The organism is Pseudonocardia sp. ICBG162, assembly GCF_020496225.1.
GTDB classification, from domain to species: Bacteria; Actinomycetota; Actinomycetes; order Mycobacteriales; family Pseudonocardiaceae; genus Pseudonocardia; species Pseudonocardia alni.
This window is the reverse complement of sequence record NZ_JAHLJD010000017.1, coordinates 631,990-654,705: the sequence shown is the minus strand read 5'-3', so window position 1 is coordinate 654,705 and position 22,716 is coordinate 631,990. Positions and strand designations below refer to the sequence as shown.

At 73.4% G+C, this 22,716-nt stretch carries 26 protein-coding genes and 1 tRNA gene; 12 read left to right on the top strand and 15 right to left on the bottom strand.

What is annotated here, in order from left to right; translation table 11 throughout:
* Positions 1 to 107 precede the first annotated feature (107 nt).
* Entirely contained in the window at positions 108 to 578 is a 471-nt protein-coding gene (locus KPL60_RS17175) for an NUDIX domain-containing protein (protein ID WP_226350515.1), read from the top strand.
* 4 nt (positions 579 to 582) lie between these two features.
* On the opposite strand, the gene KPL60_RS17170 is transcribed toward KPL60_RS17175, so the two are convergent.
* The 3 genes from KPL60_RS17170 to KPL60_RS17160 are packed head-to-tail and all read right to left on the bottom strand — an operon-like array spanning position 583 to position 1,849.
* Positions 583 to 819, bottom strand: a complete 237-nt coding sequence (locus tag KPL60_RS17170; protein WP_226350516.1) for a hypothetical protein — start codon at positions 817 to 819, stop codon at positions 583 to 585.
* Between the two features lie 47 nt (positions 820 to 866).
* Positions 867 to 1,619: a methyltransferase domain-containing protein gene (locus tag KPL60_RS17165; protein ID WP_226350517.1), complete on the bottom strand. Its 753-nt coding sequence runs from the start codon at positions 1,617 to 1,619 to the stop codon at positions 867 to 869.
* Between the two features lie 14 nt (positions 1,620 to 1,633).
* On the bottom strand, positions 1,634 to 1,849 hold the full coding sequence (locus KPL60_RS17160) for a helix-turn-helix domain-containing protein (protein WP_226366453.1): 216 nt from the start codon (positions 1,847 to 1,849) through the stop codon (positions 1,634 to 1,636).
* A 230-nt stretch (positions 1,850 to 2,079) separates the two neighbouring features.
* On the opposite strand from KPL60_RS17160, the gene KPL60_RS17155 reads away from it, so the two are divergent.
* The 3 genes from KPL60_RS17155 (at position 2,080) to KPL60_RS17145 (ending at position 4,463) form a co-directional block, all read left to right on the top strand.
* Positions 2,080 to 3,156, top strand: coding sequence for an MBL fold metallo-hydrolase (locus KPL60_RS17155; RefSeq protein ID WP_226366452.1), 1,077 nt, complete (start codon positions 2,080 to 2,082; stop codon positions 3,154 to 3,156).
* 225 nt (positions 3,157 to 3,381) lie between these two features.
* The gene (locus tag KPL60_RS17150) at positions 3,382 to 3,873 is read left to right on the top strand and encodes a DUF3145 domain-containing protein (RefSeq protein ID WP_043277342.1); all 492 of its coding nucleotides are present in this window, start codon (positions 3,382 to 3,384) and stop codon (positions 3,871 to 3,873) included.
* Between the two features lie 44 nt (positions 3,874 to 3,917).
* Entirely contained in the window at positions 3,918 to 4,463 is a 546-nt protein-coding gene (locus tag KPL60_RS17145; protein ID WP_226350519.1) for a hypothetical protein, read from the top strand.
* Positions 4,464 to 4,505: 42 nt separating this feature from the next.
* On the opposite strand, the gene KPL60_RS17140 is transcribed toward KPL60_RS17145, so the two are convergent.
* The 5 genes from KPL60_RS17140 to KPL60_RS17120 all read right to left on the bottom strand — a co-directional run bounded on the left by KPL60_RS17140 (position 4,506) and on the right by KPL60_RS17120 (position 9,539).
* A complete protein-coding gene (locus KPL60_RS17140; RefSeq protein ID WP_226350520.1) occupies positions 4,506 to 5,753 on the bottom strand; it encodes a beta-ketoacyl synthase in 1,248 nt (415 codons plus the stop codon).
* Positions 5,754 to 5,808: 55 nt separating this feature from the next.
* Positions 5,809 to 6,051, bottom strand: a complete 243-nt coding sequence (locus tag KPL60_RS17135) for an acyl carrier protein (RefSeq protein ID WP_020623056.1) — start codon at positions 6,049 to 6,051, stop codon at positions 5,809 to 5,811.
* A 54-nt stretch (positions 6,052 to 6,105) separates the two neighbouring features.
* Positions 6,106 to 7,086 (bottom strand): beta-ketoacyl-ACP synthase III, encoded by a 981-nt coding sequence (locus KPL60_RS17130; RefSeq protein ID WP_226366451.1) that lies wholly within the window; start codon positions 7,084 to 7,086, stop codon positions 6,106 to 6,108.
* Between the two features lie 5 nt (positions 7,087 to 7,091).
* Positions 7,092 to 8,015 carry an ACP S-malonyltransferase gene (locus tag KPL60_RS17125; RefSeq protein ID WP_100878358.1) on the bottom strand — a complete coding sequence of 308 codons (924 nt, stop codon included), beginning with the start codon at positions 8,013 to 8,015 and terminating at the stop codon, positions 7,092 to 7,094.
* Between the two features lie 141 nt (positions 8,016 to 8,156).
* On the bottom strand, positions 8,157 to 9,539 hold the full coding sequence (locus KPL60_RS17120) for a CdaR family transcriptional regulator (RefSeq protein ID WP_226366450.1): 1,383 nt from the start codon (positions 9,537 to 9,539) through the stop codon (positions 8,157 to 8,159).
* 9 nt (positions 9,540 to 9,548) lie between these two features.
* Here KPL60_RS17120 and KPL60_RS17115 point away from each other — a divergent pair, with 9 nt between their 5' ends.
* The gene (locus tag KPL60_RS17115) at positions 9,549 to 10,295 is read left to right on the top strand and encodes a pirin family protein (protein ID WP_226366449.1); all 747 of its coding nucleotides are present in this window, start codon (positions 9,549 to 9,551) and stop codon (positions 10,293 to 10,295) included.
* A 92-nt stretch (positions 10,296 to 10,387) separates the two neighbouring features.
* On the opposite strand, the gene KPL60_RS17110 is transcribed toward KPL60_RS17115, so the two are convergent.
* Both KPL60_RS17110 and aceE read right to left on the bottom strand, forming a co-directional pair.
* The gene (locus KPL60_RS17110; RefSeq protein ID WP_073577448.1) at positions 10,388 to 10,591 is read right to left on the bottom strand and encodes a cold-shock protein; all 204 of its coding nucleotides are present in this window, start codon (positions 10,589 to 10,591) and stop codon (positions 10,388 to 10,390) included.
* A 227-nt stretch (positions 10,592 to 10,818) separates the two neighbouring features.
* Positions 10,819 to 13,599, bottom strand: coding sequence for a pyruvate dehydrogenase (acetyl-transferring), homodimeric type (aceE, locus tag KPL60_RS17105; protein ID WP_226366448.1), 2,781 nt, complete (start codon positions 13,597 to 13,599; stop codon positions 10,819 to 10,821).
* A 370-nt stretch (positions 13,600 to 13,969) separates the two neighbouring features.
* Between aceE and KPL60_RS17100 the strand changes: the two genes are divergently transcribed.
* From KPL60_RS17100 to KPL60_RS17085, 4 genes are all read left to right on the top strand, one after another.
* A complete protein-coding gene (locus KPL60_RS17100) occupies positions 13,970 to 14,401 on the top strand; it encodes a DUF3052 domain-containing protein (protein ID WP_020624178.1) in 432 nt (143 codons plus the stop codon).
* The gene (locus tag KPL60_RS17095; RefSeq protein ID WP_226366608.1) at positions 14,398 to 14,862 is read left to right on the top strand and encodes a peroxiredoxin; all 465 of its coding nucleotides are present in this window, start codon (positions 14,398 to 14,400) and stop codon (positions 14,860 to 14,862) included. Before KPL60_RS17100 ends, KPL60_RS17095 begins: the two co-directional genes overlap by 4 nt.
* A 13-nt stretch (positions 14,863 to 14,875) precedes the next feature.
* A tRNA-Val gene (locus KPL60_RS17090) sits at positions 14,876 to 14,947 on the top strand.
* Between the two features lie 90 nt (positions 14,948 to 15,037).
* Positions 15,038 to 15,547, top strand: coding sequence for a hypothetical protein (locus KPL60_RS17085; RefSeq protein WP_226366447.1), 510 nt, complete (start codon positions 15,038 to 15,040; stop codon positions 15,545 to 15,547).
* 79 nt (positions 15,548 to 15,626) lie between these two features.
* On the opposite strand, the gene KPL60_RS17080 is transcribed toward KPL60_RS17085, so the two are convergent.
* Positions 15,627 to 16,247 (bottom strand): TetR/AcrR family transcriptional regulator C-terminal domain-containing protein, encoded by a 621-nt coding sequence (locus KPL60_RS17080; protein ID WP_226350526.1) that lies wholly within the window; start codon positions 16,245 to 16,247, stop codon positions 15,627 to 15,629.
* A 76-nt stretch (positions 16,248 to 16,323) separates the two neighbouring features.
* Between KPL60_RS17080 and KPL60_RS17075 the strand changes: the two genes are divergently transcribed.
* Entirely contained in the window at positions 16,324 to 17,577 is a 1,254-nt protein-coding gene (locus tag KPL60_RS17075) for an FAD-dependent monooxygenase (RefSeq protein ID WP_226366446.1), read from the top strand.
* Positions 17,578 to 18,443: 866 nt separating this feature from the next.
* Here the strand turns inward: KPL60_RS17075 and KPL60_RS17070 are convergent.
* Positions 18,444 to 19,355, bottom strand: coding sequence for an SDR family NAD(P)-dependent oxidoreductase (locus tag KPL60_RS17070; protein WP_226366445.1), 912 nt, complete (start codon positions 19,353 to 19,355; stop codon positions 18,444 to 18,446).
* A gap of 47 nt (positions 19,356 to 19,402) precedes the next feature.
* Between KPL60_RS17070 and KPL60_RS17065 the strand changes: the two genes are divergently transcribed.
* The gene (locus tag KPL60_RS17065; RefSeq protein WP_226366444.1) at positions 19,403 to 20,089 is read left to right on the top strand and encodes a TetR/AcrR family transcriptional regulator; all 687 of its coding nucleotides are present in this window, start codon (positions 19,403 to 19,405) and stop codon (positions 20,087 to 20,089) included.
* Here the strand turns inward: KPL60_RS17065 and KPL60_RS17060 are convergent.
* Together KPL60_RS17060 and rraA are read right to left on the bottom strand one after the other, a co-directional pair.
* Positions 20,013 to 20,300, bottom strand: a complete 288-nt coding sequence (locus tag KPL60_RS17060; protein ID WP_226366443.1) for a hypothetical protein — start codon at positions 20,298 to 20,300, stop codon at positions 20,013 to 20,015. The two genes, KPL60_RS17065 and KPL60_RS17060, sit on opposite strands and share 77 nt — an antisense overlap.
* Before the next feature lie 24 nt (positions 20,301 to 20,324).
* Positions 20,325 to 20,822: a ribonuclease E activity regulator RraA gene (gene rraA, locus KPL60_RS17055; RefSeq protein WP_226366442.1), complete on the bottom strand. Its 498-nt coding sequence runs from the start codon at positions 20,820 to 20,822 to the stop codon at positions 20,325 to 20,327.
* A gap of 269 nt (positions 20,823 to 21,091) precedes the next feature.
* Between rraA and KPL60_RS17050 the strand changes: the two genes are divergently transcribed.
* Complete coding sequence (locus KPL60_RS17050; RefSeq protein ID WP_226366441.1) at positions 21,092 to 22,243, top strand: MmpS family transport accessory protein; 1,152 nt, start codon at positions 21,092 to 21,094, stop codon at positions 22,241 to 22,243.
* A 10-nt stretch (positions 22,244 to 22,253) separates the two neighbouring features.
* Here the strand turns inward: KPL60_RS17050 and KPL60_RS17045 are convergent, their stop codons facing one another.
* Positions 22,254 to 22,610: a hypothetical protein gene (locus tag KPL60_RS17045; RefSeq protein WP_226350533.1), complete on the bottom strand. Its 357-nt coding sequence runs from the start codon at positions 22,608 to 22,610 to the stop codon at positions 22,254 to 22,256.
* Positions 22,611 to 22,716 lie beyond the last annotated feature (106 nt).

Below are 22,716 nucleotides of genomic sequence, written 5' to 3'. Positions count from 1 at the left end.
GGAACGGCGCCGGGCGGGGCCGGGAAGTCCCGGGGGCGCGGAGGTGAACGGGCGATGCCGGCCATCGGCGGACCCGATGCCGCGGCCCCGCACCTAGGGTCGACCGCGTGAGCGAGCGCTACCGGGTCGTCCCGGCGTCCTACGTCCTGCTGCTGCGCGGCACCGGTGACCGCACCGAGGTGCTGCTCCAGCTGCGCGCCGGAACCGGGTTCATGGACGGCCACTGGGCCGCCGCCGCGGCCGGGCACGTCGAGGCGGGCGAGGACGCGGCCGCCGCCGCGGTGCGCGAGGCCCACGAGGAGCTCGGCGTCACCGTCGACCCCGCCGACCTCGTCCCGCTGACCGCGGTGCACCGCACCCAGCGCAACGGGAACCCGGTCGACGAACGCGTCGACTTCTTCTTCACCTGCCGCCGCTGGACCGGCGAGCCACGCCGCGCCGAGGACGGGAAGACCGCGGGGCTGGACTGGTTCGCCCTCGCCGACCTGCCCGCCGACACGGTCCCGCACGAACGCGCGGTGCTCGACGCCCTGCGCGACGGCGGCGTCGCCGCGGTCCGCAGCCACGGCTTCCGGTAGCGGCCTACTCCGGGTCGACGAGCTGGATCTCGACGGTGACGTCCGGGCTGTCGGTGTCGTCGGGGTCGATCGCCCAGTGCAGCACCCAGTCGACCTCGTAGTCGTCGCGCCCCCGGCCGGGCGGGGCGAAGTTGACCCACTCGCCGGCCCGGGGCAGCGTCTGGAACAGGCGGACGAAGTCGGGCTGCTGCCCGATCCTCACCCGCGCGGTGATCGGTGTCTGCGACGACGGGGAGCCCACGGCCGCGATGCTGCCCGACCGGCGCCCCGCGCGCCACGCCCGCCGGGTCAGGGCCGGACGGCGCCCAGGAACCAGCGGTCCACCGAGAACGGCTCGTCGCCGCAGGACGCGACGCCCGACGCCCACGCGTCGACGTCGGCCCGGGTGAGCCCGCACCGGCCCGGCGCGGCGTCGGCGACCATCTCCCGCAGCGCGGCGCCGTAGCCGGTGGAGGCCGGCCCGCGCATCGGCATCCGGCGCGTCCACTCCCCGTCGAACCCGGCGCGCTGCAGCAGCGGGCCCAGCTCGTAGGGCAGCCGCGACCGCGGCACCGTGGTGCACCACGCGTCGCGGACGCGGCGGTGCCGGTCCTGCCCGGGCCCGGGCCAGTGCAGCGAGGTCCAGTCCGTGTCCAGGACCAGCAGCCGCCCGCCCGGGCGCAGGACCCGGTACAGCTCGGCGACGGCCGTCGGCAGGTCCTCGAGGAACTCCAGCACCTGCAGGCAGGCCACCGCGTCGTACGGCCCGCCGGGCAGCGAGCCCGGACCGGCCAGTGCGCGCTGGGTGACGACGGCCCGGGTGCCGCACCGGCGTCGCGCCAGCGTCACCATCACCGGGTCCGGGTCGACACCCGTGGCGCCCGGACCGACGGCCCGGGCGACCTCGTCGAGCAGCTGTCCCGGTCCGGTCCCGACGACCAGGATCTGCTCCCCGGCCCGCGGACCCAGCAGCTCCAGGGTCCGCTCCCGTTCGGTGCGGGCCTCGGCGGTGTCGTAGGTGTCCGCGACCCGCCGCGCGCTCGCGGCGTCGACCGGCAGCATTCCGGCTCCGTGTCTCACCCGCCGGTGTAGCGCGCCGACTCGATCAACGCCTCCACCGACTCGGGTGGTACACGGAACGAGCGCCCGAAGCGCACCGCGGGAAGCTCCCCGGAGTGCACCAGCCGGTACACCGTCATCCGGGAGACCCGCATCCGGTCCGCCACCTCCGCCACGGTGAGGAACGGCGCGTCCTCCTGCCCGGACCGTTGCTCCGGGATCCCTGCCGCCATGCTGCGCCCCTCCTTCGCCGACCCGCCCCCAGGTCGACCTCTGATCACCGAACGCAGGGACGGTAGCGCGGATCGGGCCACCCTCCCGGTGCGAACATGTCCCACCCTCGGGTGGACTGTCCGGAAACTGTCGGCTCTCGGTGTCCGTCCGGACACGCGGGGTGATGATGTGACCCCGTGGAGGGTGCCGCGGGCCCGGACGCCCGTGTGCGGTCATCTATCGTCGGGAGGTGACCGCCGCTCCCACCGTGACCGATGACGACCCGGACGGCGACTGGACCGCGCCGGGCGTGTTCCGCAGCGCCCCCGGCGTCTACCGGATCCCGTTGCCACTGCCCCAGGACGGGCTGCGCGCCGTGAACGTCTACGCACTCGCCGACGACACGGGCTGGACCCTGATCGACTCCGGCTGGGCGATCGACGAGGCCCGCGACCTGCTCGGCAAGGCGCTGGCCGCGCTGGGCTCCGGTTTCGGCGACGTCCGTCGCTTCCTCGTCACCCACGCCCACCGCGACCACTACACCCTGGCCGCGGTGCTGCGCCGCGAGTACGGCACCCGGGTGCTGCTCGGCGCGGGGGAGCGGCCCAACCTGGAGATCATCACCGATCCCGACCGCCCGCAGGGCGAGCCCGACCGGACCCGGCTGCTGCGTGCCGGTGCCGCCGGCCTCGTCGACGAGCTCGGCCGGGCCGGGCCGTGGCCGCGCCCGCTCCCCGAGGAGTGGGAGGCCCCCGACGAGTGGATCGCCGACCGCGCCGCCATCGCCGTCGCCGACCCGGCGGGCACCCGCACGCTGACCGCCGTGGAGACCCCGGGGCACACCCGCGGGCACCTCGTGTTCGCCGACGAGGCCCACGAGCTGCTGTTCGCCGGGGACCACGTGCTGCCCCGCATCACCCCGTCGATCGGCCTGCAGCCGTCGCCGGTGGCGAGCCCGCTCGGGCAGTTCCTCGACTCGCTGCGCCTGGTCCGGTCCCGGCCGGACGCGACCCTCCTGCCCGCGCACGGCCCGGTCGGCGGCAGCGCGCACGCCCGCACCGACGAGCTGCTGGCCCACCACGAAGTCCGGCTCGCCCAGTGCCGCGACGCCGTCGTCGCGGGCCACCCGACGGCCGACGCCGTCGCCCGGGTCCTGCGCTGGACCCGGCGGGAACACCGGCTGGAGGACATGGACCTGTTCAACCGGACCCTCGCGATCCTGGAGACCGGGGCGCACCTCGACGTGCTCGCCGACCTCGGGGAGCTGCGCCGGACCGAGGTTCCCGACGCCGCCACCGGGGTCGCCGTCGCCACCTACACCGCCTGACCCGCGCGCCGGGCCGCGACACGCCGGGCGCCGTTCACCCGGTCGTCGTGTCGGGGTGGCTCCTCGGAGCGGAATCGGGCAGAGTGAGGCCACCGGAGTCCACTCACGCCACGGAGGTCACCACACCCACACCCAGCACATCAGTACCGCGGGTCCGAGCACCGGCCGCGCTGCGCCGAGGACGTAGGGGAAGACGATCCTCGTCGACGACAGCGGAGGTTGGCAGTGAGCACACGCGGAGTGGTGTTCGTCCACTCGTCGCCGACTGCGGTCTGTCCGCACGTCGAGTGGGCGCTCTCGGGCGTTCTCGGAACGCGGGTCTCCCTCGAGTGGTCCGCGCAGCCGGTGGCGTCCGGTCAGATGCGGGCCGAGTGCACCTGGAGCGGTCCCGCCGGTAGCGGCGGGGCTCTCGCGGGGGCGCTGAGGGCCTGGTCGATGCTGCGGTTCGAGGTGACCGAGGAACCGAGCCCCGGCGTGGACGGGGAACGGTTCATGCACGTCCCCGGCCTCGGCATGTGGCACGGACGCACCAGCGCCAACGGTGACGTCGTGCTGCCCGAGGACCAGCTGCGCACGGTCATGGCCGAGCACGGCGGCGCCGGGCTGTCCCGGCGTCTCGACCAGCTGCTGGGCACGGCCTGGGACGACGAGCTGGAGTCCTTCCGCTTCGCCGGCGACGGCGCCGCGGTGACGCTGCTGACCCACCGGGTCGGCTGAGCCGAGCCGGGCCGGGCAGACTGTCGTCCCATGGGGGGCGAGGAATGAACGGCCGGGCCGCGATCACGGTCGGCGTCCTGCTGGTGGCGCTCGTGGCCGTCGGCGGTGTCGCGTGGACGGTGTCCGGGACGACCCGTTCCGGCGTCGCCCCCGCCTCCGCGCCGCAGACCGTGCCCGACAGCGGCGCGGGCAGCAGTGAGGTGACCATCAGCGCGGGCGCGGCCGAGCATCCGGCCGCCCAGCTGGTGATGCAGCAGGTGCAGCTCTACTTCAACGCGGTCAACGGCCGCGACCACGCGACCTGGACCCGCGTGGTGAACCCCGAGACCGCCGACCGGCAGCCCCGCGAGACGTGGCTGGAGGGGATCGGCTCCACCACCGACGGCACCATCCGCATCGACCGGATCGACTCCGCGACCGGCGGCGGTGTGCTCGCCCTGGTGCGCTTCATCAGCGTCCAGGACCCGAACGACGGCCCGCCCGGCCTGCACGTCGGCCGGATCTGCTGGCAGGTCGCCTTCCCGATGGCGGGCTCGCCGCCGCGGATGGATGTCGGCAACCCCGACGGGATCCTGCGCGCCCCCTGCTGAGCGGGCCGTGCGGGTCCCCGGCCGGGGACCCGCACGGAACCGTCAGGCCTTGGTGAACACCAGCGAGGCGTTGTGCCCGCCGAAGCCGAACGAGTTGTTGACGGCGGCGTCCACGATCATCTTCCGCGGCTCACCGGAGACGACGTCCAGCTCGACCTTCGGGTCCTTGTCGGTCAGGTTGAGCGTCGCGGGGACGATGTCGTCGCGCACGCTGAGCAGCGCGATGATCCCCTCGACGGCCCCGGCCCCGCCCACGAGGTGCCCGAGCGCCGACTTCGGCGCGGTCAGCACCGGGTGGTCGCCGAACGCCCGCTTCACGGCGGTCGCCTCGCCCACGTCGCCGACCACCGTGGAGGTGGCGTGGCAGTTGACGTGGACGATGTCGGAGGCGGTCAGACCGGCCCCGGCCACCGCCTTCTGCATCGCCCGGATCTGGCCTTCGCCCTCGGGGTCGGGCCCGGTGATGTGGTACGCGTCGGACGTCAGACCGATCCCGGCGAGGCGGCCGTGGACGGTGGCGCCGCGGGCCTTCGCGAACTCCTCGCGCTCGAGCACGAGCACGCCCGAGCCCTCGCCGAGGACGAAGCCGTCCCGCCCGGTGTCGAACGGCCGGGAGGCGCGCTCCGGGTCGTCGTTGCGGGTGGACAGGGTCCGCGACTGCACGAACCCGGCCACGGTGATCGGCACGATGCAGGACTCGGCGCCGCCCGCGAGGACGACGTCGACCTCCCCGTCGCGCAGCAGCTTGTAGGCCCAGGCCAGTGCCTCGGCGCCGGTGGCGCACGCCGAGGCGGGGGAGTGCACCCCGCCCTTGGCCTTGTACTCCAGGCTCACCAGCGCGGCCGGCCCGTTGGGCATGAGCATCGGCACGGTCAGCGGCGAGACCTTGCGCAGCCCGTGCTCCTCGAGCAGGTCGTCCTGCGCGAGCAGCGTCGGCGCGCCGCCGATGCCCGCGCCGATGACGACGGCGAGCCGCTCGGCCTCGACCGCGGCCCCGTCCTCGCCGGGGATCGCGCCGAGCCCGGCGTGCGCCCAGGCCTCCTTGGCGGCGACCATCGCGACCTGCTCGCACCGGTCCATCCGGCGGGCCTGCACGCGGGGCAGGACCTCGGTGGGCTCCACGGCGAGCTGGGCCGAGATGGACACCGGCAGGTCGAACCGCTCGGTCCAGTCGGCCCGGGTGGTTCCCACCCCGGACTTCCCGGCGAGCAGCGCCTCCCAGGTGGAGGCGGCGTCCCCGCCGAGCGGGGTGGTGGCCCCGAAACCGGTGACGACCACTCCGTCGGTCATGACGTCTCCTTCTCCCCGGCGGACAGCGCTACCGGTGCGTGCCCGCCGGTACGGATCACTGGTGCTTGGCGATGAAGTCGACGGCGTCGCCGACGGTCTTCAGCTCGGCGAGCTGGTCGTCCGGGATCTTGGCGCCGAACTTGTCCTCGGCCTGCACGGCGATCTCCACCATCGACAGCGAGTCGATGTCCAGGTCGTCCACGAAGGACTTCTCGGGGGTCACCTCGGCGGTGTCGATGCCGGCGACCTCCTCGACGATCTCGGCCAGCCCGGTGAGGATCTCGGCGTTGTCAGCCACGATGGTTCTCCTTGCGCGGTGGTTGGGTGCGGGTGCCAGGTCTCGGGTGCCCCGTCAGGGGCAGACGACGACCTGTCCGGCGTAGGACAGTCCTGCGCCGAAGCCTACGAGGAGCAGCACGTCGCCGGACCGTACCCGGCCGGCCGTGCGCATGTGGTCCAGCGCCATCGGGATGGACGCGGACGAGGTGTTGCCGGAGTGCACGATGTCGTCGGCGACGACCATGTCCTCCCGGGCGCCGTGGCGGCGCAGCTTCTTCGCGATCGCCTCGACGATGCGCAGGTTCGCCTGGTGCGGGATGAGCACGTCGATGTCGGCGGGGGTGAGCCCGGCCCGCTCGATCGCGTCCAGCGCGACGGGGGAGATCGCCGTCGTCGCCCACCGGAAGACCGCCTGGCCCTCCTGGTGCAGCTTGTTCGTCGTCTCGCCGAGGACCCGGATGGTCGACGCGTGGTCGCCCGCGCTGCCCCAGCTGACCGGGCCGACGCCCACCTCGTCCTCGCCGTCCGCCGGTCCTAGCAGGGCGGCGCCCGCGCCGTCGGCGAAGATGATGCAGGTCGAGCGGTCGTCCCAGTCGACCCAGTCCGAGAGCTTCTCGGCGCCGATGACCAGCACGTGCCGGGCCGAACCGGCGCGGATCATGTCCGAGGCGACGGCGGTGGCGTAGCTGAAGCCGGCGCAGGCGGCGTTGAGGTCGAACGCGGCGACGCCGGTGGCGCCCAGGCCGGTCGCCACCTGGGCGGCGGCGTTCGGGATCGGGTTGGGCATCGTGCAGGTCGCGACGATCACGGCGTCGAGCCCGGCCGGATCGACGCCGGCGTCGGTCAGCGCCGCCGCCCCGGCCGCCGTCGCCATGGACGTCAGCGAGGTGTCGGCGTCGGCGATCCGGCGCTCGGCGATCCCGACGCGGCTGCGGATCCACGCGTCGTCGGTCTCGACCCGCTTCTCCAGGTCGGCGTTGGTGACCACGTGCTCGGGCTGCCAGCTGCCGAGGCCCAGGAACCGGGCCCCGGCGACGGTCGGGGTCGCTCGCATGGGGCTCACTTCCCGTGCTCGGAGATCAGATCGACGGCGGCGTCGAGCTGCTCGGGGGTCTTGAGTGCCAGCGTCGGGGTGCCCTTGACCGCGCGCTTGACCAGCCCGGTCAGCGTCGCGCCCGGGGGCAGCTCGAGGGTCGCGCCGGTCCCGCGGTCGGCGAGGGTCTGCATGCAGGCGTCCCAGCGGACCGGCCGGGTGACCTGCGCGACGAGCCGACGCAGCGCCTCGGCGCCGGTGTCGACGGTCCCGCCGTCGGCGTTGGACAGCAGCGTGAGCGTCGGGTCCGACACCGGCACCGACGACGCGTGGCTCTCCAGCGCGGCACGCGCGGGCTCCATGTGCGCGGTGTGGAACGCCCCGGCGACCGGGAGCTCCTTGACCCGCGCCTTCTCCGGCGGCGACGCGACGAGCTCGGTGATCGCCTCCTTCGCCCCGGCGGCGACGATCTGGCCCGCCCCGTTGCGGTTGGCCGGGTCGAGCCCCAGCTCGGCGAGGCGGGCCAGCACGACCTCCTCCTCGCCGCCGAGCACGGCGGCCATCGAGGTCGGCGCGACGGCGCAGGCGGCGGCCATCTCACGGCCGCGGACCCCGGCGAGGGCGACGGCGGCGTCCTCGGTCAGCACGCCCGCGATCGCGCAGGCGGTGATCTCGCCGATCGAGTGCCCGGCGACGACGGTCCCGGACGGCAGCTCGACCCGCTCGCGCAGGCGCCGCGCGGCCAGCAGGCCCAGGGTGACGATCAACGGCTGGGTGACCGCGGTGTCGGTGATCTCCTCGGCGTCGGCGGTGGTGCCGAGACGCGCCAGGTCGAGCCCGACGGCGTCGGACCAGCCGGCCACGGCCTCCGCCGCGGCCGGGTCCTCCAGCCACGGAGCGAGCATGCCGGGGGTCTGGGCCCCCTGGCCGGGTGCGAGCAGGGCGATCACGGGGACATCACACACCTCTCGGGGGCGGCGCCGGGATACCGGTTACGACGAAGTCGGACCACCGAAGTTGTAGGAAACCTACGAACCGCAGGTGTGACCGGGGCCTCGTTACCGATCCGTAGGGGCCGGTGTTTGTAGGGTTCACGACAACGCCCCGCCCACCGGGACACGGACGCCGTCGACCTCCTGATCATGCTCCCCGGTCGGGTCCAGAGGAGTCAGCGGGGTGTGCGCGGCGACGGCCGGGCCGTCGGACGCGCGGGCGGTGCGGTCCGCGACGAGCGCGGCGCGCAGCACGAACGCCTCCCGCGGGTCGGTGGGGGAGCGCCCGACGAGCTCGCCGATGCGGCGCAGGCGGTAGCGCACCGTGTTGGGGTGCACGTAGAGCGCGCGGGCGCAGCCCTCCAGGCTCGCCCCGCCCTCCAGGTACGCGGCCAGGGTGCGCAGCAGCTCGCCACCGGTGTCGTGCAGCGGGGCGAGGACGTCCTCGGCGAGCCGGCGCCGCGCGGCCGGGTCGCCGTGCAGGGCGCGCTCGGGCAGCAGGTCGGCGGCGTCGACCGGGCGCGGGGCGTCGGGGTGACCGGGGGCGGCGGCCAGCCCGGCCAGTGCCTCGGCGACGGCGCCGCCCGCGGTGGCCAGGTCGGTGCTGGGCGGGCCGGAGACGACCGGCCCGGCCCCGAAGTGCGCCGCGACCTCGGCGAGCACCCGCGCGGTGACCGCGCTCGCCCCCGGGGCCGGCCCGGGCCCGATCGGCGCCGCACGCGCCGCGGTGGTCTCGGCGAGCCGGTCGGCGACCCGGCGCGCGGGCCGCCCGGTCAGGTGCAGCAGGACCACCAGCCGTCGCCCCTGGACGCCGACGAGCACGTCGTGGCCGAGCCGCGCGGCGACCCGGCGCAGCTCCACGATCAGCTGCGGGGACTCGGGGCCGGAGCCGGGGGCGGAGCCGACCAGGCAGTGCACCGGGGCGGCGGGATCCCAGCCGAGCGCGGCGGCCCGGGACACGAGCGCACCGTCGGTGTCGCCGCGCAGCACGGCGTCGACGACGAGCGCCTCCAGTCGGGCGTCCCAGGCGCCGCGGGACTCCGCGGCGCCGGCGTACACGGTGGCGGCGGCGAAGGCGATCTCCCGGCCGAAGCGCAGCACGGCCTCGGTGAGCTCGTGGCGCTCGGTGCCGTCGTCGGCGAGCGGGGGCAGGTGCTCCTCGAACACGTCCGCGGCGATACGCACCAGCTCGACGGTCTGGCGCAGGCTGATCCGCCGGGCCAGGTCGCGCGGCGCGATCCGGAACGCCTCGGCGGTGAGCGGGGTGGTGCGGTCGGGCTCGCGCAGCCATGACACGAAGTTCGCGACGCCGGTCTGGGTCACCAGGGCCACGCCCGCGCGCTGGTCGGCGGGCAGCCCCGCGAACCACGGGCAGCGCCGCTCCATCTCCGCCAGGCAGGCCGCGGCCAGCCGGGACGAGGCGAGCTCGAGGCGGCGCAACGTCGCGTCCGCGACCGGGTGGCGGTGCACGTCGGGCAGCATGACACGACGATGGACGCACCCACAGGACACGTCACGCTGTACCGCGCCGGCTCGCGGGCGCGCACGGAGACCGGCTGGCTCGACTCGCGGCACAGCTTCTCCGCCGGGGCGCACTACGACCCGGCCAACACCCACTTCGGGCTGCTGCTGCTGCACAACGAGGACCGGCTCGTCCCGGGGCGCGGCTACGACGAGCACCCGCACCGCGACACCGAGATCCTCACCTGGATCCTCGACGGCGAGCTGGAACACCACGACAGCACCACCGGGCGGACCGCACGGGTCGGGCCGGGCGGGGTGCAGTACCTGGGAGCGGGATCGGGGGTGCGGCACTCCGAGCACGCGACGCCGGACGGGGGCGTGCGGTTCGTGCAGATGTGGGTGGTGCCCGAGGAACCGGGCGGCGACCCGCGCCACCTCGTGCGTGCGGCGCACGCGGGGGAGCGCGGGGACACGGTCGTCCTGGCCTCGGGCCTGGAACGGCACCGCGAGTCGACCCTGCTGCCGCTGCGTCAGCGCGCGGCGGCCCTGTCGGTGGCACGGCTCGCGCCGGGCGCGGCGACGGAGCTGCCGACCGCCCCGTTCGTGCACGCGTTCGTGGCACGTGGGGACGCGACGCTGGAGGACGTGCCCGGTGACGAGCTCGGTACGGGCGACGCGGCCAGGGTCGTCGACGACGGCGGCCGGCGGATCACCGCCGGACCGGACGGGGCCGAGATCCTGGTGTGGGAGATGCACGCGGCGCTGGGGTGGTGACACCCGGGCACCGCGGAACCGGCCGGGGCGCGTGGGGCCTCGGCCGTGACGGACTGCTGCCGGTCACCACGACGGACGGGTGACCGGACGGCTCAGAGCGGCGTGACCCCGCTGGCCTGCGGCCCCTTCTGCCCCTGCTCGATGTCGAACGACACACGCTGCCCCTCGTCGAGGCTCTTGTAGCCGTTCGTCTGGATTGCCGAGTAGTGCACGAACACGTCCGCACCACCACCGTCGGGGGCGAGGAAGCCGTAGCCCTTCTCGCTGTTGAACCACTTGACGGTGCCTTCTGCCATTCCTGCTCCCTGGAGATCATCGGCCCGGAGCACCTCGCCCCGGGACCGCAGGCCAGCGACGCACACGGTCGACGCCCTGGTCAGGACGGCGAGTCGCGAGGACGAGTGATCACCGCCACCGCCGTCGCGCGGAGCCTATCGTGATCTGCGCCGCCCTGGGAGGGGCGAAAAATCGGCGACGGCCCGCCACCCCGTGCGGGGCGGCGGGCCGTCGTGTGCCGGTGGGGTCAGGCGGCCCCGCCGTCGCCGATCTGCGGGCCGGCGGCCTGCGGGTCGTCGATCTTGTAACCGGCCGCGGCCTCGGCCGCGGTCTCGGTCTTCACCAGGCCCTGCTTGGCCAGCACCGAGAGCGCGCCGACGACGATCGACTCGGCGTCGACCGCGAAGTGGCGGCGCACGGCCGGACGGGTGTCGGACAGGCCGAACCCGTCGGTGCCCAGCGACAGGAACGGCGCCGGGGACCACTGGCGGATCTGGTCGGGGACCGCACGCATCCAGTCCGAGACCGCCACGACCGGGGCGTCGCCGTGCTCGCCGTCGCCCAGCTTCTGGGTCACGTACGGCACGACCGGCTCGTCACCGGGCTTGAGCAGGTTGGCGTGCTCGGCCTCGACGCCGTCGCGGCGCAGCTCGCCCCAGGACGTCACCGACCAGACCTCGGCGCGGACGTCCCACTCGTCGGCCAGCATCTTCTGCGCGGTCAGCGCCCACGGCAGCGAGACACCGGAGGCGAGCAGCCGCACCACGGGGCCGTTGCCCTCGGGTGCCGCGGCGAAGCGGTGCATCCCGCGCAGGATGCCCTCGCGGTCCACGTCCTCCGGCTCGGCAGGCTGGCGGTAGGGCTCGTTGTAGACCGTCAGGTAGTAGATGACGTTCTCGGGCTTCTCGCCGACCATCCGGCGCAGCCCGTCCTGGACGATGTGCGCGACCTCGAAGGAGAACGCCGGGTCGTAGGCGACGACGGCCGGGTTGGTCGCCGCGAGCAGCAGCGAGTGACCGTCGTTGTGCTGGAGACCCTCACCGGTCAGCGTGGTGCGACCGGCGGTGGCGCCGACGAGGAAGCCGCGGGCCATCTGGTCCGAGGCGGCCCAGATCGAGTCGCCGGTCCGCTGGAACCCGAACATCGAGTAGAAGATGTAGATCGGGATCATCGGCTCGTCGTGCGTGGCGTAGGAGGTGCCCGCCGCGGTGAACGACCCGACCGATCCGGCCTCGTTGATGCCCTCGTGCAGGATCTGGCCCTGCTCGGACTCCTTGTAGGCGAGCATCAGGTCGGCGTCGACCGAGGTGTAGTTCTGGCCGTTCGGGTTGTAGATCTTCTGGCTCGGGAACATCGAGTCCATACCGAAGGTACGGGCCTCGTCCGGGATGATCGGCACGAAGCGCGCGCCGATCTCCTTGTCCTTGATGAGCTCGCGCAGCAGCCGGACGAACGCCATCGTCGTGGCGACCTCCTGCTTGCCGGAGCCCTTCTTGACGAAGTCGTAGACCTTGTCGCCGGGGAGCACCAGCGGCTTGCTGACGGTCCGGCGCGACGGCAGCGGCCCGCCCAGCTGGCGACGGCGCTCCCGCAGGTACTGGATCGCCTCGTCCTTCTCGCCGGGGTGGTAGTACGGCGGCAGGTACGGGTCGGCCTCGAGCTGCTTGTCCGAGATCGGGATGCGCTGCTCGTCGCGGAACTGCTTGAGGTCGTCGAGCGTGAGCTTCTTCATCTGGTGGGTGGCGTTGCGGCCCGCGAAGTGCGTGCCCAGGCCGTAGCCCTTGATGGTCTTGGCCAGGATGACGGTCGGCTGGCCGTGGTGCGCGGTCGCCGCGGCGTAGGCCGCGTGCACCTTGCGGTAGTCGTGCCCACCGCGCTTGAGCTTCCAGATCTCGGCGTCGCTCATCGGGTCGACGAGCGCCTTGGTCCGCGGGTCCCGGCCGAAGAAGTGGTCGCGGACGTAGGCGCCGTCGTTGGCCTTGTAGGTCTGGAAGTCGCCGTCCGGCGTGGTGTTCATCAGGTTGATCAGCGCGCCGTCGCGGTCGCCGTGCAGCAGCGAGTCCCACTCGCGGCCCCAGATGACCTTGATGACGTTCCAGCCGGCGCCCCGGAAGAACGCCTCCAGCTCCTGGATGATCTTGCCGTTGCCGCGGACCGGGCCGTCGAGGCGCTGCAGGTTGCAGTTGACGACGAAGTTCAAGTTGTCCAGGCCCTCGTTGGCCGCGACGTGGATCAGGCCACGCGACTCGGGCTCGTCCATCTCACCGTCGCCGAGGAAGGCCCACACCTGCTGCTGGGAGGTGTCCTTGAAGCCGCGGTCGCCCAGGTAGCGGTTGAACCGCGCCTGCATGATCGCGTTCATCGGGCCGATGCCCATCGAGACCGTGGGGAACTCCCAGAAGTCCGGCATCAGGCGCGGGTGCGGGTACGACGGCAGGCCGCCGCCCGGGCCGGCGTGGCTGAGCTCCTGGCGGAAGCCGTCGAGGCGGTCCTCGGACAGGCGGCCCTCAAGGAAGGCGCGGGCGTAGATGCCGGGGGAGGCGTGGCCCTGGATGTAGATCTGGTCGCCGCCGCCGGGGTGCTCCTTGCCACGGAAGAAGTGGTTGAAGCCGACCTCGTACAGGGTCGCCGACGAGGCGTAGGACGAGATGTGCCCGCCGACGCCGATGCCCGGCCGCTGCGCGCGGTGCACGGTCATCGCGGCGTTCCAGCGCACCCAGCGCCGGTAGGTGCGCTCGACGTCCTCGTCGCCGGGGAACCACGGCTCACGGTCGGTCGGGATGGTGTTCACGTAGTCCGTCGCGGTCAGCGACGGGACGCCCACGTGCTTCTCACGGGCGCGCTGCAGCATCGTCAGCATGAGGTAGCGGGCGCGCTGCTGCCCGGCGTTGTCCAGGACCGCGTCCAGGGAGTCCAGCCACTCGGCCGTCTCCTCGGGGTCGATGTCCGGCAGGTGGGCGGCCAGCCCGTCCCGGATGACGTTGACGCGGCGCTTGTCGTCGCCGGGCGTGCTGCTCTGCGCGGTCAAGGGTTCTCCCTGCCTGATTCCGTCGGTGGCCGGGATCGCCCGGCCCTGTCTTTCCGCCGCCGGCTGTGGGGCGACGTCGCCGGCCGGACTCGACGGTCGTGGCCGTGGCTCGGTCCATCGTGCCTGTTCCGGCGCGGTCCCGAAACTCGTCGTTCACGAAGTCGGGCTCTGGCCGCGAGGATAGGTACTACTCGTACGTAACTGAACGGAGGGCGGGGTGACCTGCGCGTCACCGGGCCGCGAACCGCGAGCCGGTTGCATCCGGTCGGGCCCCCGTGATCGGATGCCCCATCCGATTTCGCGCGAAGGGTGGCGCCCGCACGCGGAACCGAAGACGATGGACTGCGTGAGCAGCGTGAAAGGGGAACGAGTGGTGACCGCGGCAGATGCCGGTGCGTCCGACATCGCGGCAAAGCTCGGCATCGAGCCGGGCATGATCGTCCAGGAACTCGGGTACGACACCGACATCGACGACCAGGTCAGAGAGGCCGTCGAGGACACGACCGGTGAGGAGCTCCTCGACGAGGACGCCCAGGAGGTCATCGACGTCGTCCTCCTGTGGTTCCGCGACGGGGACGGCGACCTGATCGACACCCTGGTCGACGCCCGAACGCCCCTCTCGGACGAGGGCTTCGTGTGGGTCCTGACACCCAAGACCGGCCGTGACGGCCACATCCAGCCCTCCGAGATCGCCGAGGCGGCCCCGACCGCCGGGCTGTCGCAGACGTCCAACGCGACGCTCGGGGACGACTGGGTGGGGTCGAAGCTCGTGCCGCCGAAGCAGGGGAAGGGCAAGCGCTGAGCCCAGTCGTCGAGGGCGCGACCGCCCCGGACTTCGAGCTCCCCGACCAGAACCGACAGCCGGTCTCGCTGGCGTCGGTACTCGGGTCGGGGCGCTCGGCGCTGTTGGTCTTCTACCCGTTCGCGTTCTCCGGGATCTGTGGCGGGGAGCTGGCTGCTGTGCAGTCCGCGCTCGGGGACTTCCAGAATTCCTCAGTGCAGGTGCTGTCGATCTCGTGCGATCCCACGTTCGCGCTGGGAGCGTGGGCCTCGTCCGCGGGGTTCGGGTTCCCGCTGCTGTCGGACTTCTGGCCGCACGGGGCCGTGGCGTCGTCCTACGGGGTGTTCCACGCCCCGAAGGGCATGGCGTTGCGGGGGACGTTCCTGGTCCGCCCGGACGGCACCGTCTCGTTCGCGGAGGTGAACGGGCCGGGGGAGCCGCGGGACCAGGACGGGTGGCGTCGGGCCCTCGGGGCCGTGTGAAGATGTCCGTCCCGGGCGCGTAGCTCAGCGGGAGAGCACTCGGTTTACACCCGAGCGGTCGCAGGTTCGAACCCTGCCGCGCCCACGCATCTGACCAGGGGTTCCATCCCCAGCAAGATCACTCACCAGCCCGCGTGACACGTTTCGTGACACGAAGGGCTCGTATCCTCGCGTCATGACACGGGCGAAGGCCGGTCGCCGGAGGCAGCGCGGGACGATCGACAAGCTGCCGAGCGGCGCCCTGCGCGTCCGCGTGTACGGCGGCCAGGACCCGGTTTCGGGGAAGCGGAACACCCTCGTCGAGGTGATCGAGCCCGGCCTGCGCCAGGAGGCCCGCGCCGAGGCCGCGTGGACGCGGCTCCTCGATGCTGTCGACGAGCAGCGCAGCCCCCGCACGAGCGCGACGCTGGACCAGCTGCTCGACCGCTACCTGGAGACCCTCGACGTCGACGCGACCACCCTCCGCGCCTACACCCGGTGTCTGTCCACCACGGCCGCAACGGCTACCGCTACCCGCCCGGCGCTCCCGATGTGCTGGCCGGGCATCTGGGCCGCCTGCCGGCCTGCTCGGACGAGATGGGCCGCGCCGGTCGGCGGAGTCCGGAGATCGTCGGAGGGCACACGCTCGACGCGACGTCGGCCGACTTCGAGGACGTCCACACCCGCGTGGGTTCGAGGCTGCTGAAGGGCCACTCCGCGTCGGCCCGCACAGAGGTCACGGCGTGGTGACATGTCCGACCCCGGTGGCCGGTCCGCCGGACACCTCACTGCGAGGCGTCCCCGACACCGACACCGACACCGCTGTCGCGCCGGGTCGGTGCGGTGCGGTGCGGTGCGAACCCGTCGGTGAGGAGCGCGAGACCCGCTTCGAAGGCGAGCTCGTGGTCGATCCGGGGGATCTCGGAGCCCGCGGCCTGCCCGGGAGAGGTGGTCTCGGCCTGCTCCTCCAGCACGGAGCCGACCGTGAACCGGCTCGCGGCGAGCATCGCCAGTTGCGCGTGCCGCTCTCCGAAGCCGGCGCCGATGAGGAACGCCATCTTGTGGCGGACGCGTTCCCGATCGGAGGGCCCCGGCCGAACACCCGCGTGCAGACGTGCACCATCGCGCCGCATCAGGAGTGTGCGACGGAAGCTGCGGTTGTTGTCGAGGAACCAGACGTACCAGTCGTCGGTGGGCGCTGGCAGAGGCGCGGCCGCGTGGGGCGCCATCGCAACCTCGGCCATCGCGCTGAGGAGATCCTCCTTCTTGCGGAAGTGGTAGTAGAGCGAGGGCTGCTCCACCCCGAGCCGTCGTGCGAGGCCGCGGGTACTGATCTTGTCCAGCCCCACCTCGTCGAGCAGGTCGAGTGCCTCGCGGATCACGGAATCCCGGTTCAGCTTCGCCACCCTTGACAGTCTATCGGCGATAGTCGGAGACTGGAACGGAATCTATCAGCGATAGATGCCGGGTGATGGGATCGCCATGAGTACGAGCTGTGAGACACCGCCGCTGCGGGTCCTGATCTGCGGTGGCGGAATCGCGGGGCAGGCGCTGGCGTACTGGCTGGGGCAGGGCAGACACCGGGTGACGGTCGTGGAACGTTTCCCCGCGCTCCGCGCCACCGGGGCCCAGGTCGATCTGCGTGGGCAGGGGATCGACGCGATCAGGAGTATGGGGGTGCTCGACGTGGTCCGCGAGGAGCTCGTCGACGAGCCGGGGGTCGCGTTCGTGAACTCCCGCGGCGAGCCGCGGGCGACGATCATGGCGAACACCTCGGGGCGGGGTCGGCAGACGCTGACCTCGGAGTACGAGATCATGCGTGGCGACCTGGTCCGGATTCTCCACGACCTGGCGAAGGACGACGCGGAGTATGTGTTCGGGACCGGCCTGGACCGGGTCGAGCAGGACGACGAGAAGGTCACCGCCCACTTCTCGGATGGTACGACCGGCGAGTACGACGTCCTCATCGGTGCGGACGGTCAGGGTTCCCGCGTCCGTCGGGCGGCCCTTCCCGCCGGCGCGGCCGAGCCGTACTGGCAGGTCGGGATCCACATGGCGTACTGGTTCATCCCGCGTACGGGGTCGGACAGCAACATCCGCGACACCTACATGGTTCCGGGTGGTCGCCAGATCATGCGGCGAAGCCACAATCCCGAACAGACCCAGGTCTACTTCGTGCTCCGTGAGAAGTCTGCGGAGGCATCGGCGATACATCGCAGCCCGATCGAGGACCAGAAGCGGTTCTGGGCCAACCGGTTCCGCGATGCCGGCTGGCAGGTCGACCGCTTCATCGACGGCATGCGAGACGCACCGTTCTTCTACTCCCAGGAAGTTGTCCAGGTGCGTACCGACACCTGGTCGAACGGCCGCGTCGTCCTCGCCGGGGACGCCGCGCACTGCGCGTCGCCCTACAGCGGCATGGGAGTGTCGGCCGGTCTCGTCGGCGCCTACGTGCTCGCCGGGGAACTCAACCGACACCCGGACGATCTGACCACGGCGTTCGCGAACTACGACGCCACCCTGCGCCCGTTCATCGACGAGGTCCAGGCGAGCGTCAAGCCTGCCCTGCTCAAGCTCGGCATGCCGAAGAGCCGTGCAGCGATCACCGCCTTCCAGGCGGCGACCGCCGTGGCGACCACGCTGCGCATCCCCGAGCTTGTCGCCCGCTTCTCGAGTGAGGACCGTGGCGGGGACTGGCGACTGCCGCCGAGCCCGGTGGCGGGCCGGGAACTCTGAACTGGGCCGGCGGTACATCCCAGTCGGATGCGAGAGGCGATGAACTCGACCCCGAACGCGCGGCGCGCTCGGCTCGGCCCTCTGATCGCGCTGATCGTCACCGGCGGTTTCCCAGCCGGCTGGATTCCTCGCTGGTCGACGTCGGATTCTTCACGATCGCGGACGGCCTCGGCGGGTCACTCGCGGGCGCTCAGTGGGTGACGAGCGGGTATGTCCTGGCGTCGGCGGCGGCGCTGCCTGGCTGCGCCTGGTTGCAGCAGCGCATCGGACCGTCGCGGCTGCGGATGATCGCGAGCGGTCGCTGATCCGGACTCCTGACGTCGGCCGGGCGATGGGTCTGATCGGCAACACGCCCGACGCCTTCGGGTGGACCTGGCATCTGCCGACAGACCCTGACCGCCTCACCCATGAGCAGCTGAGCGGCGTCGCCTCCGACGTCGTCGGCCACCGCATCAGGCACTCGACGGTCCCTGGGCTCGTGTTCAGGACCGGGGGTCTGGTCGACCGGTCGGTCGAGGAGGCGTCCGAACTGCTTCCGCGCTACCGGGGATCGCCGCGATTCTCGGGTGATCGTCTCGCCCCGCGTGACGCGACTCGTGACACAGAACGCCGCCACCGCCGGTGTCGACGGGGGTGGGTGGAGGTGGATTCGAAGGATCGTTGCAGGTGAGCTCTGCCGCGCGCACCCACCGGACACCTGTAAGGCGGAGTCACATCGACCACAGAACTCACGTCCGCCCGACCCTGGCGCGTGCAGGGGAGACGCCTGAGCCCCCGCGACCGCCCGGTCGCGGAGCGCCGCGACGGCGGCAGGAGGAGCTCGACGGCCCGATCCTCGCGCTCGGGCCGGAGAGGGGGCAGACCGGCTACGTCGCCCCGCGGAGCTGGGACGACGGGTGAGCACCGGTGCTGTCGGGAGCGGGCCAGGTGAAGCGGCTGTCGCCAGCGTAGTCCTCGCACCGGGCCCGGAGCGCGGTCGTGACCTGGCCGGGCGCATCGTCGCCGACGAGCAGCCGGAACGGTCCGTCGGGTGCGGCGACGTGCCGGCGGAGCGCCTCGACCGCGACGTCAACAGGCGCTCCGAGCGGCCCCTCCGTGTGCCACGGGACCTCGGCCGTCCCGAACAGTTCGCGACGCAGGTCGTCGTAGACGGCGGAGGGGGTCGCGAAGTGCATCCCCGGGCCCGCCCAGCCCGTGTCGAACCCGCCGAGCTGGGCCACGGTGACGCGGATGCCGAAGCGTGACACCTCGCCGGCGAGCGCCTGCGAGAAGCCCTCCAGCCCCCACTTGCCCGCGTTGTAGAGACCCAGGGTCGGCATGGCACCGACCGCGCCGGTCGTCGAGATCTGGACGATGTGTCCCGCTCCGCGGGCGCGGAGATGGGGCAGCACCGCCTGGGCGACCCACAGCGGTCCCAGCAGGTTCGTGTCCACGATGTCGCGCGCCTCGGCCTCGCCGACCTCCTCGACTGCTCCGACGAGGCCGTAGCCGGCGTTGTTGACGACGACGTCGAGATGTCCGAACCGCGCGACACCGGCCGAGACCGCCGCCCGGACCGCGTCCCGGTCGCGGACGTCCGCCGTCGCCACGTGCAACGCCGACGGGAACTCCGCACGCAGGTCGGCGAGCGCATCGGCCCGCCGGACGGTCGCCACCACCCGCTCGCCGGCGGCGAGCGCGGCCTGCGTCAGGGCCCGGCCCAGCCCGCGGCCGGCGCCCGTCACGAACCAGACGGGTCGTCCGGTCACGGGGCTCTCCTCGTCGCGACGCACACTCATGATACCTACGATACGGAACGTTCCGTTTCGATCGCTATCCTGATCGCGTGGACGACGACAGCCGTGACCGCCCGCGGGTGCCGACCAGCCGCTCCGAACGGGCGCGCACGGCCGCGCTCGAGGCGGCCCTGGCACTGGCGGCGGAGCTGCCGTACCCGCAGGTGACGATGGAGGCGATCGCGGCACGTGCCGGCGTCGGCAAGGCCACGCTCTACCGGCGGTGGCCCCACCGGGGGCCCCTGCTGGTCGACGCCGTGGCCCACCGGAACGCGCGCGCGGCCGTCGGTGACGGGGGGATCCCGGACACCGGTGACCTGCAGGCCGACCTCACCGCGGTGCTGCGCTCGGTCGTCGACGAGCTCGCGGTGCCCGCATGGGACGCGCTGCTGCGGGCGCTGTGCGTCGAGGCGCTCGTCGACACCGCGGTCGGTGCGCAGGTGCTGGAGGAGGTCTTCGCCCCGCAGATCGCCCTGTTCGCCCGGCGGTTCGCGACGGCGAGGGCCACCGGCCACATCGACGGTTCCGTGGGCGACGTCGAGGCGTTCGAGCTGTTCGTCGCGCCGGTCTTCCACCGGTGGCAGCTGCGGACCGGGGCGCTCGACCACGCCTACGCCGACGCCGTCGTCCGGCGCGCGTGCCGCGCTCTCGCGCCCCTGGTTACGACGAGAAGCGGGGGTGCAGCGTCGGCGCCGTCCGGTCGTACTCCGCGAGCCACTCCCGGCCCGCCGGGGTGAGCCGCACCCGTCGCAGGTCGCCGTCCGGCCCGCCGGCGGGCTCGACGTGGCCGAGCTCCCGGACGGTCGCGGCGAACTGCAGCGCGATCGACTCCTGCACCTCGGAGACCTCACCCGTCCCGAAGACGACGGCGGCCGGAGCGGCGTCGTCGCCGCTCGCCTCCACCCGGCGCAGGAACTCGGCGAGCCGGGAGTCGGACTTGGCGCTCATGGGCCGACGGTAGCCGCCGGCACCTCACCGCGCGACGACGACGATCCCGTCCTCGTCGGAGTAGAGGGTCTCACCCGGGGCGAAGTCGACCCCGCCGAACGTCACGGTGCCGTCGACCTCCCCGGCCCCGGTCTTACTGCTCTTACGGGGGTTCGTGCCCAGCGCCTTGAGGCCGAGGGGGAGCGCGGCGAGTGCCACGCTGTCGCGGACGACCCCGTTCACGACGATCCCGGCCCAGCCGTTCGCCACGGCCAGGCCCGCGATGACGTCGCCGATGAGCGCGCAGTGGGTCGAGCCGCCGCCGTCGACGACCAGGACGGCGCCGTCACCGGGGCCGTCGAGCGTGGCGCGGAGCAGGGCGTTGTCGTTCTCGCACCGCACGGTCCGCACGGGGCCGGCGAAGCGGGAGTGTGCGCCGAAGGAGCGGAACTGGACGTCGCAGGATCGGACGGTGTCGCCGAGGTCGTCGGCGAGGTCGTCGGTGGTACGGCGGCCCAGGAGGAACTGCGGGTCGATCGACATGGTGCCCACTCTCGTCCGGACCGGGCCCGGTGTCAGCGGGCGGGTTCCGGCGCGTCCGAACGGGGCGACGGCAGGGCCGAACGGGATCCCCGCTCTGTGACCGTGACCGCGCTCCGTAACTGGCGCGCGTCCGAATCGTTGAATCGGCACGGCTACCAAAGGGGGGCGTCGTGTCAGGACCGAGATGGGACCCGGACTCGGGTCGCTGGGTGCTCGGGGACGAGTCGTCCCCGGTGACCCGACGTGGACCTCGCCGATCGGTCGAGGTGATGGACCGGTCGGCCGACATCGTCGAGGCGCCGGCCCGGGATCTCTCGCCCGAGGACCTCGTCGCCGGGATCGTCTTCCCGTCCGCCCGGGAGCCCGAGCCCCGGCCCTCCGCGCCCCGTGGCCGTCCCCGGTCGATCACGGAGCGTGACGATCTGGCCGGGCCAGGAGCGGGCCGGATCGACCACGGCTCCCGGCGCGGGCGTCGCCGCGCTCCGGAGACTCCCGGACCGGACGAGCCCTCGGCCGATCCGTACCCCGAGGGACCGTTTGCCGGGGAGCTGCGCCCGAGCGCGACGACTCCGCCCCGGCCGAACCCGGTGCGCCGGCCGCCGACGCTCGTGTCGCCGCCCGGGCACGACCTCGGTGGGCGTCCCCGGCCCGGCGGACGGCGCCGGGCCGAGGACCGCGACGCCGGGCCGTACGGCGTGGACGGGTTCGCGGTCGCCGGTCCCGGCGACACCCCCGCCCCGTGGGACGGCCCGGAGCCCGGGCCGGGCCCCGACCTCCGCGACGGCCGGGCCCGGCCGGTGGACCCGCACGACCTCGGGTACGACCCGCGTGACCTCGACCTCGATCCCGACGAGGACGGAGCGGAGCCCGACCCGGCCCCCGGTCCCGACGACGTCGTCGAGGACCCGCCGCGTCGTGGACGCCGCCGCGCCGTGCAGGAGGACGCCCGTCGACGCCGATGGCCGTGGGTCGTCGGCGTCGTCGCGGCGGCTGCCGCGGCCGTGCCGATCGGGCTCGCCGTGTTCGGTGGCACCGAGGACGAGACCCCGGCCGCGTGGCGCGAGGGTCAGGTCGCGTTCGGCGCGTCGACGGGCGGCGGCCAGCCCGGCGTCGTCCCGGCCACCGAGGTCGCCGCTGCACCCACGACGTCCGCGGCGGCCCAGATCACCTACGAGGTCACCGGGTCCGGCTCGGGGGTCACGATCACGTTCGGCCGGGGCACCTCGGTCGCCCAGGTCTCCGGCGCGGACCTGCCGTGGGAGCGCACGGCCCCGGCCGCCGGTGAGCCCACCGACTACTCGGTCACCGCCGCGGGCGGGTCCGGTGAGCTCTCCTGCCGGATCCTCGTCGACGGCGCCGTGATCTCCGAGGAGTCGGCCGACGGCGACTACTCCGCGGTGTCCTGCAACGGACGCCGCTGACGGCGGCCGGTCACCGGGGCCGCTCGTCCCGGAGCAGGGACGACAGCCGCTTCTTCGTCCTGTTCCGCTGCACGATCCATGCGACGTCGGGGTCGGACGTGTCGAGATCCCGGAACACCGCGAGCCCGGGGCCGGGATCCGCGGCGACGGCGACGCTCCAGCAGTAGCCCAGCGCCTGCCGCAGCGTCCGCACCCCGGGGCGCCTCCGGTGCTCGTCCGGCAGCGCGGCCAGCCACTGCGTGGCCCGGCGGCACACCGCGACCGCGGCCGCCGCGGCGTCCGGGCTCCGCAGCAGCCGTGGCTCGCAGATCGCGGCCACCGCGGCGCGGCGCACCAGCGGGTCCGCGTCCGCCGACCACCGCGACACGACGGCCAGGAGGGCCCCGGGATCGGTGTCGCCCAGCAACTGCAGGCCGAGCGCGACGCCCTCCCGTACCCGCCAGCGGTCGTCGGCGGCCAGTGCGCGGGCGTCG

Bases quoted from the DNA above. Each gene is read 5' to 3' on its own strand.
- KPL60_RS17160 (WP_226366453.1), bottom strand. From the start codon at position 1,849: ATGGCGGCAGGGATCCCGGAGCAACGGTCCGGGCAGGAGGACGCGCCG.
- KPL60_RS17050 (WP_226366441.1), top strand. From the start codon at position 21,092: ATGGACCGGTCGGCCGACATCGTCGAGGCGCCGGCCCGGGATCTCTCG.
- KPL60_RS17060 (WP_226366443.1), bottom strand. From the start codon at position 20,300: ATGAGCGCCAAGTCCGACTCCCGGCTCGCCGAGTTCCTGCGCCGGGTG.
- KPL60_RS17075 (WP_226366446.1), top strand. From the start codon at position 16,324: ATGAGTACGAGCTGTGAGACACCGCCGCTGCGGGTCCTGATCTGCGGT.
- KPL60_RS17085 (WP_226366447.1), top strand. From the start codon at position 15,038: ATGACACGGGCGAAGGCCGGTCGCCGGAGGCAGCGCGGGACGATCGAC.
- rraA (WP_226366442.1), bottom strand. From the start codon at position 20,822: ATGTCGATCGACCCGCAGTTCCTCCTGGGCCGCCGTACCACCGACGAC.
- KPL60_RS17165 (WP_226350517.1), bottom strand. From the start codon at position 1,619: ATGCTGCCGGTCGACGCCGCGAGCGCGCGGCGGGTCGCGGACACCTAC.
- KPL60_RS17130 (WP_226366451.1), bottom strand. From the start codon at position 7,086: ATGCGAGCGACCCCGACCGTCGCCGGGGCCCGGTTCCTGGGCCTCGGC.
- KPL60_RS17070 (WP_226366445.1), bottom strand. From the start codon at position 19,355: ATGAGTGTGCGTCGCGACGAGGAGAGCCCCGTGACCGGACGACCCGTC.
- KPL60_RS17145 (WP_226350519.1), top strand. From the start codon at position 3,918: ATGAACGGCCGGGCCGCGATCACGGTCGGCGTCCTGCTGGTGGCGCTC.
- KPL60_RS17115 (WP_226366449.1), top strand. From the start codon at position 9,549: ATGGACGCACCCACAGGACACGTCACGCTGTACCGCGCCGGCTCGCGG.
- KPL60_RS17110 (WP_073577448.1), bottom strand. From the start codon at position 10,591: ATGGCAGAAGGCACCGTCAAGTGGTTCAACAGCGAGAAGGGCTACGGC.
- KPL60_RS17120 (WP_226366450.1), bottom strand. From the start codon at position 9,539: ATGCTGCCCGACGTGCACCGCCACCCGGTCGCGGACGCGACGTTGCGC.
- KPL60_RS17140 (WP_226350520.1), bottom strand. From the start codon at position 5,753: ATGACCGACGGAGTGGTCGTCACCGGTTTCGGGGCCACCACCCCGCTC.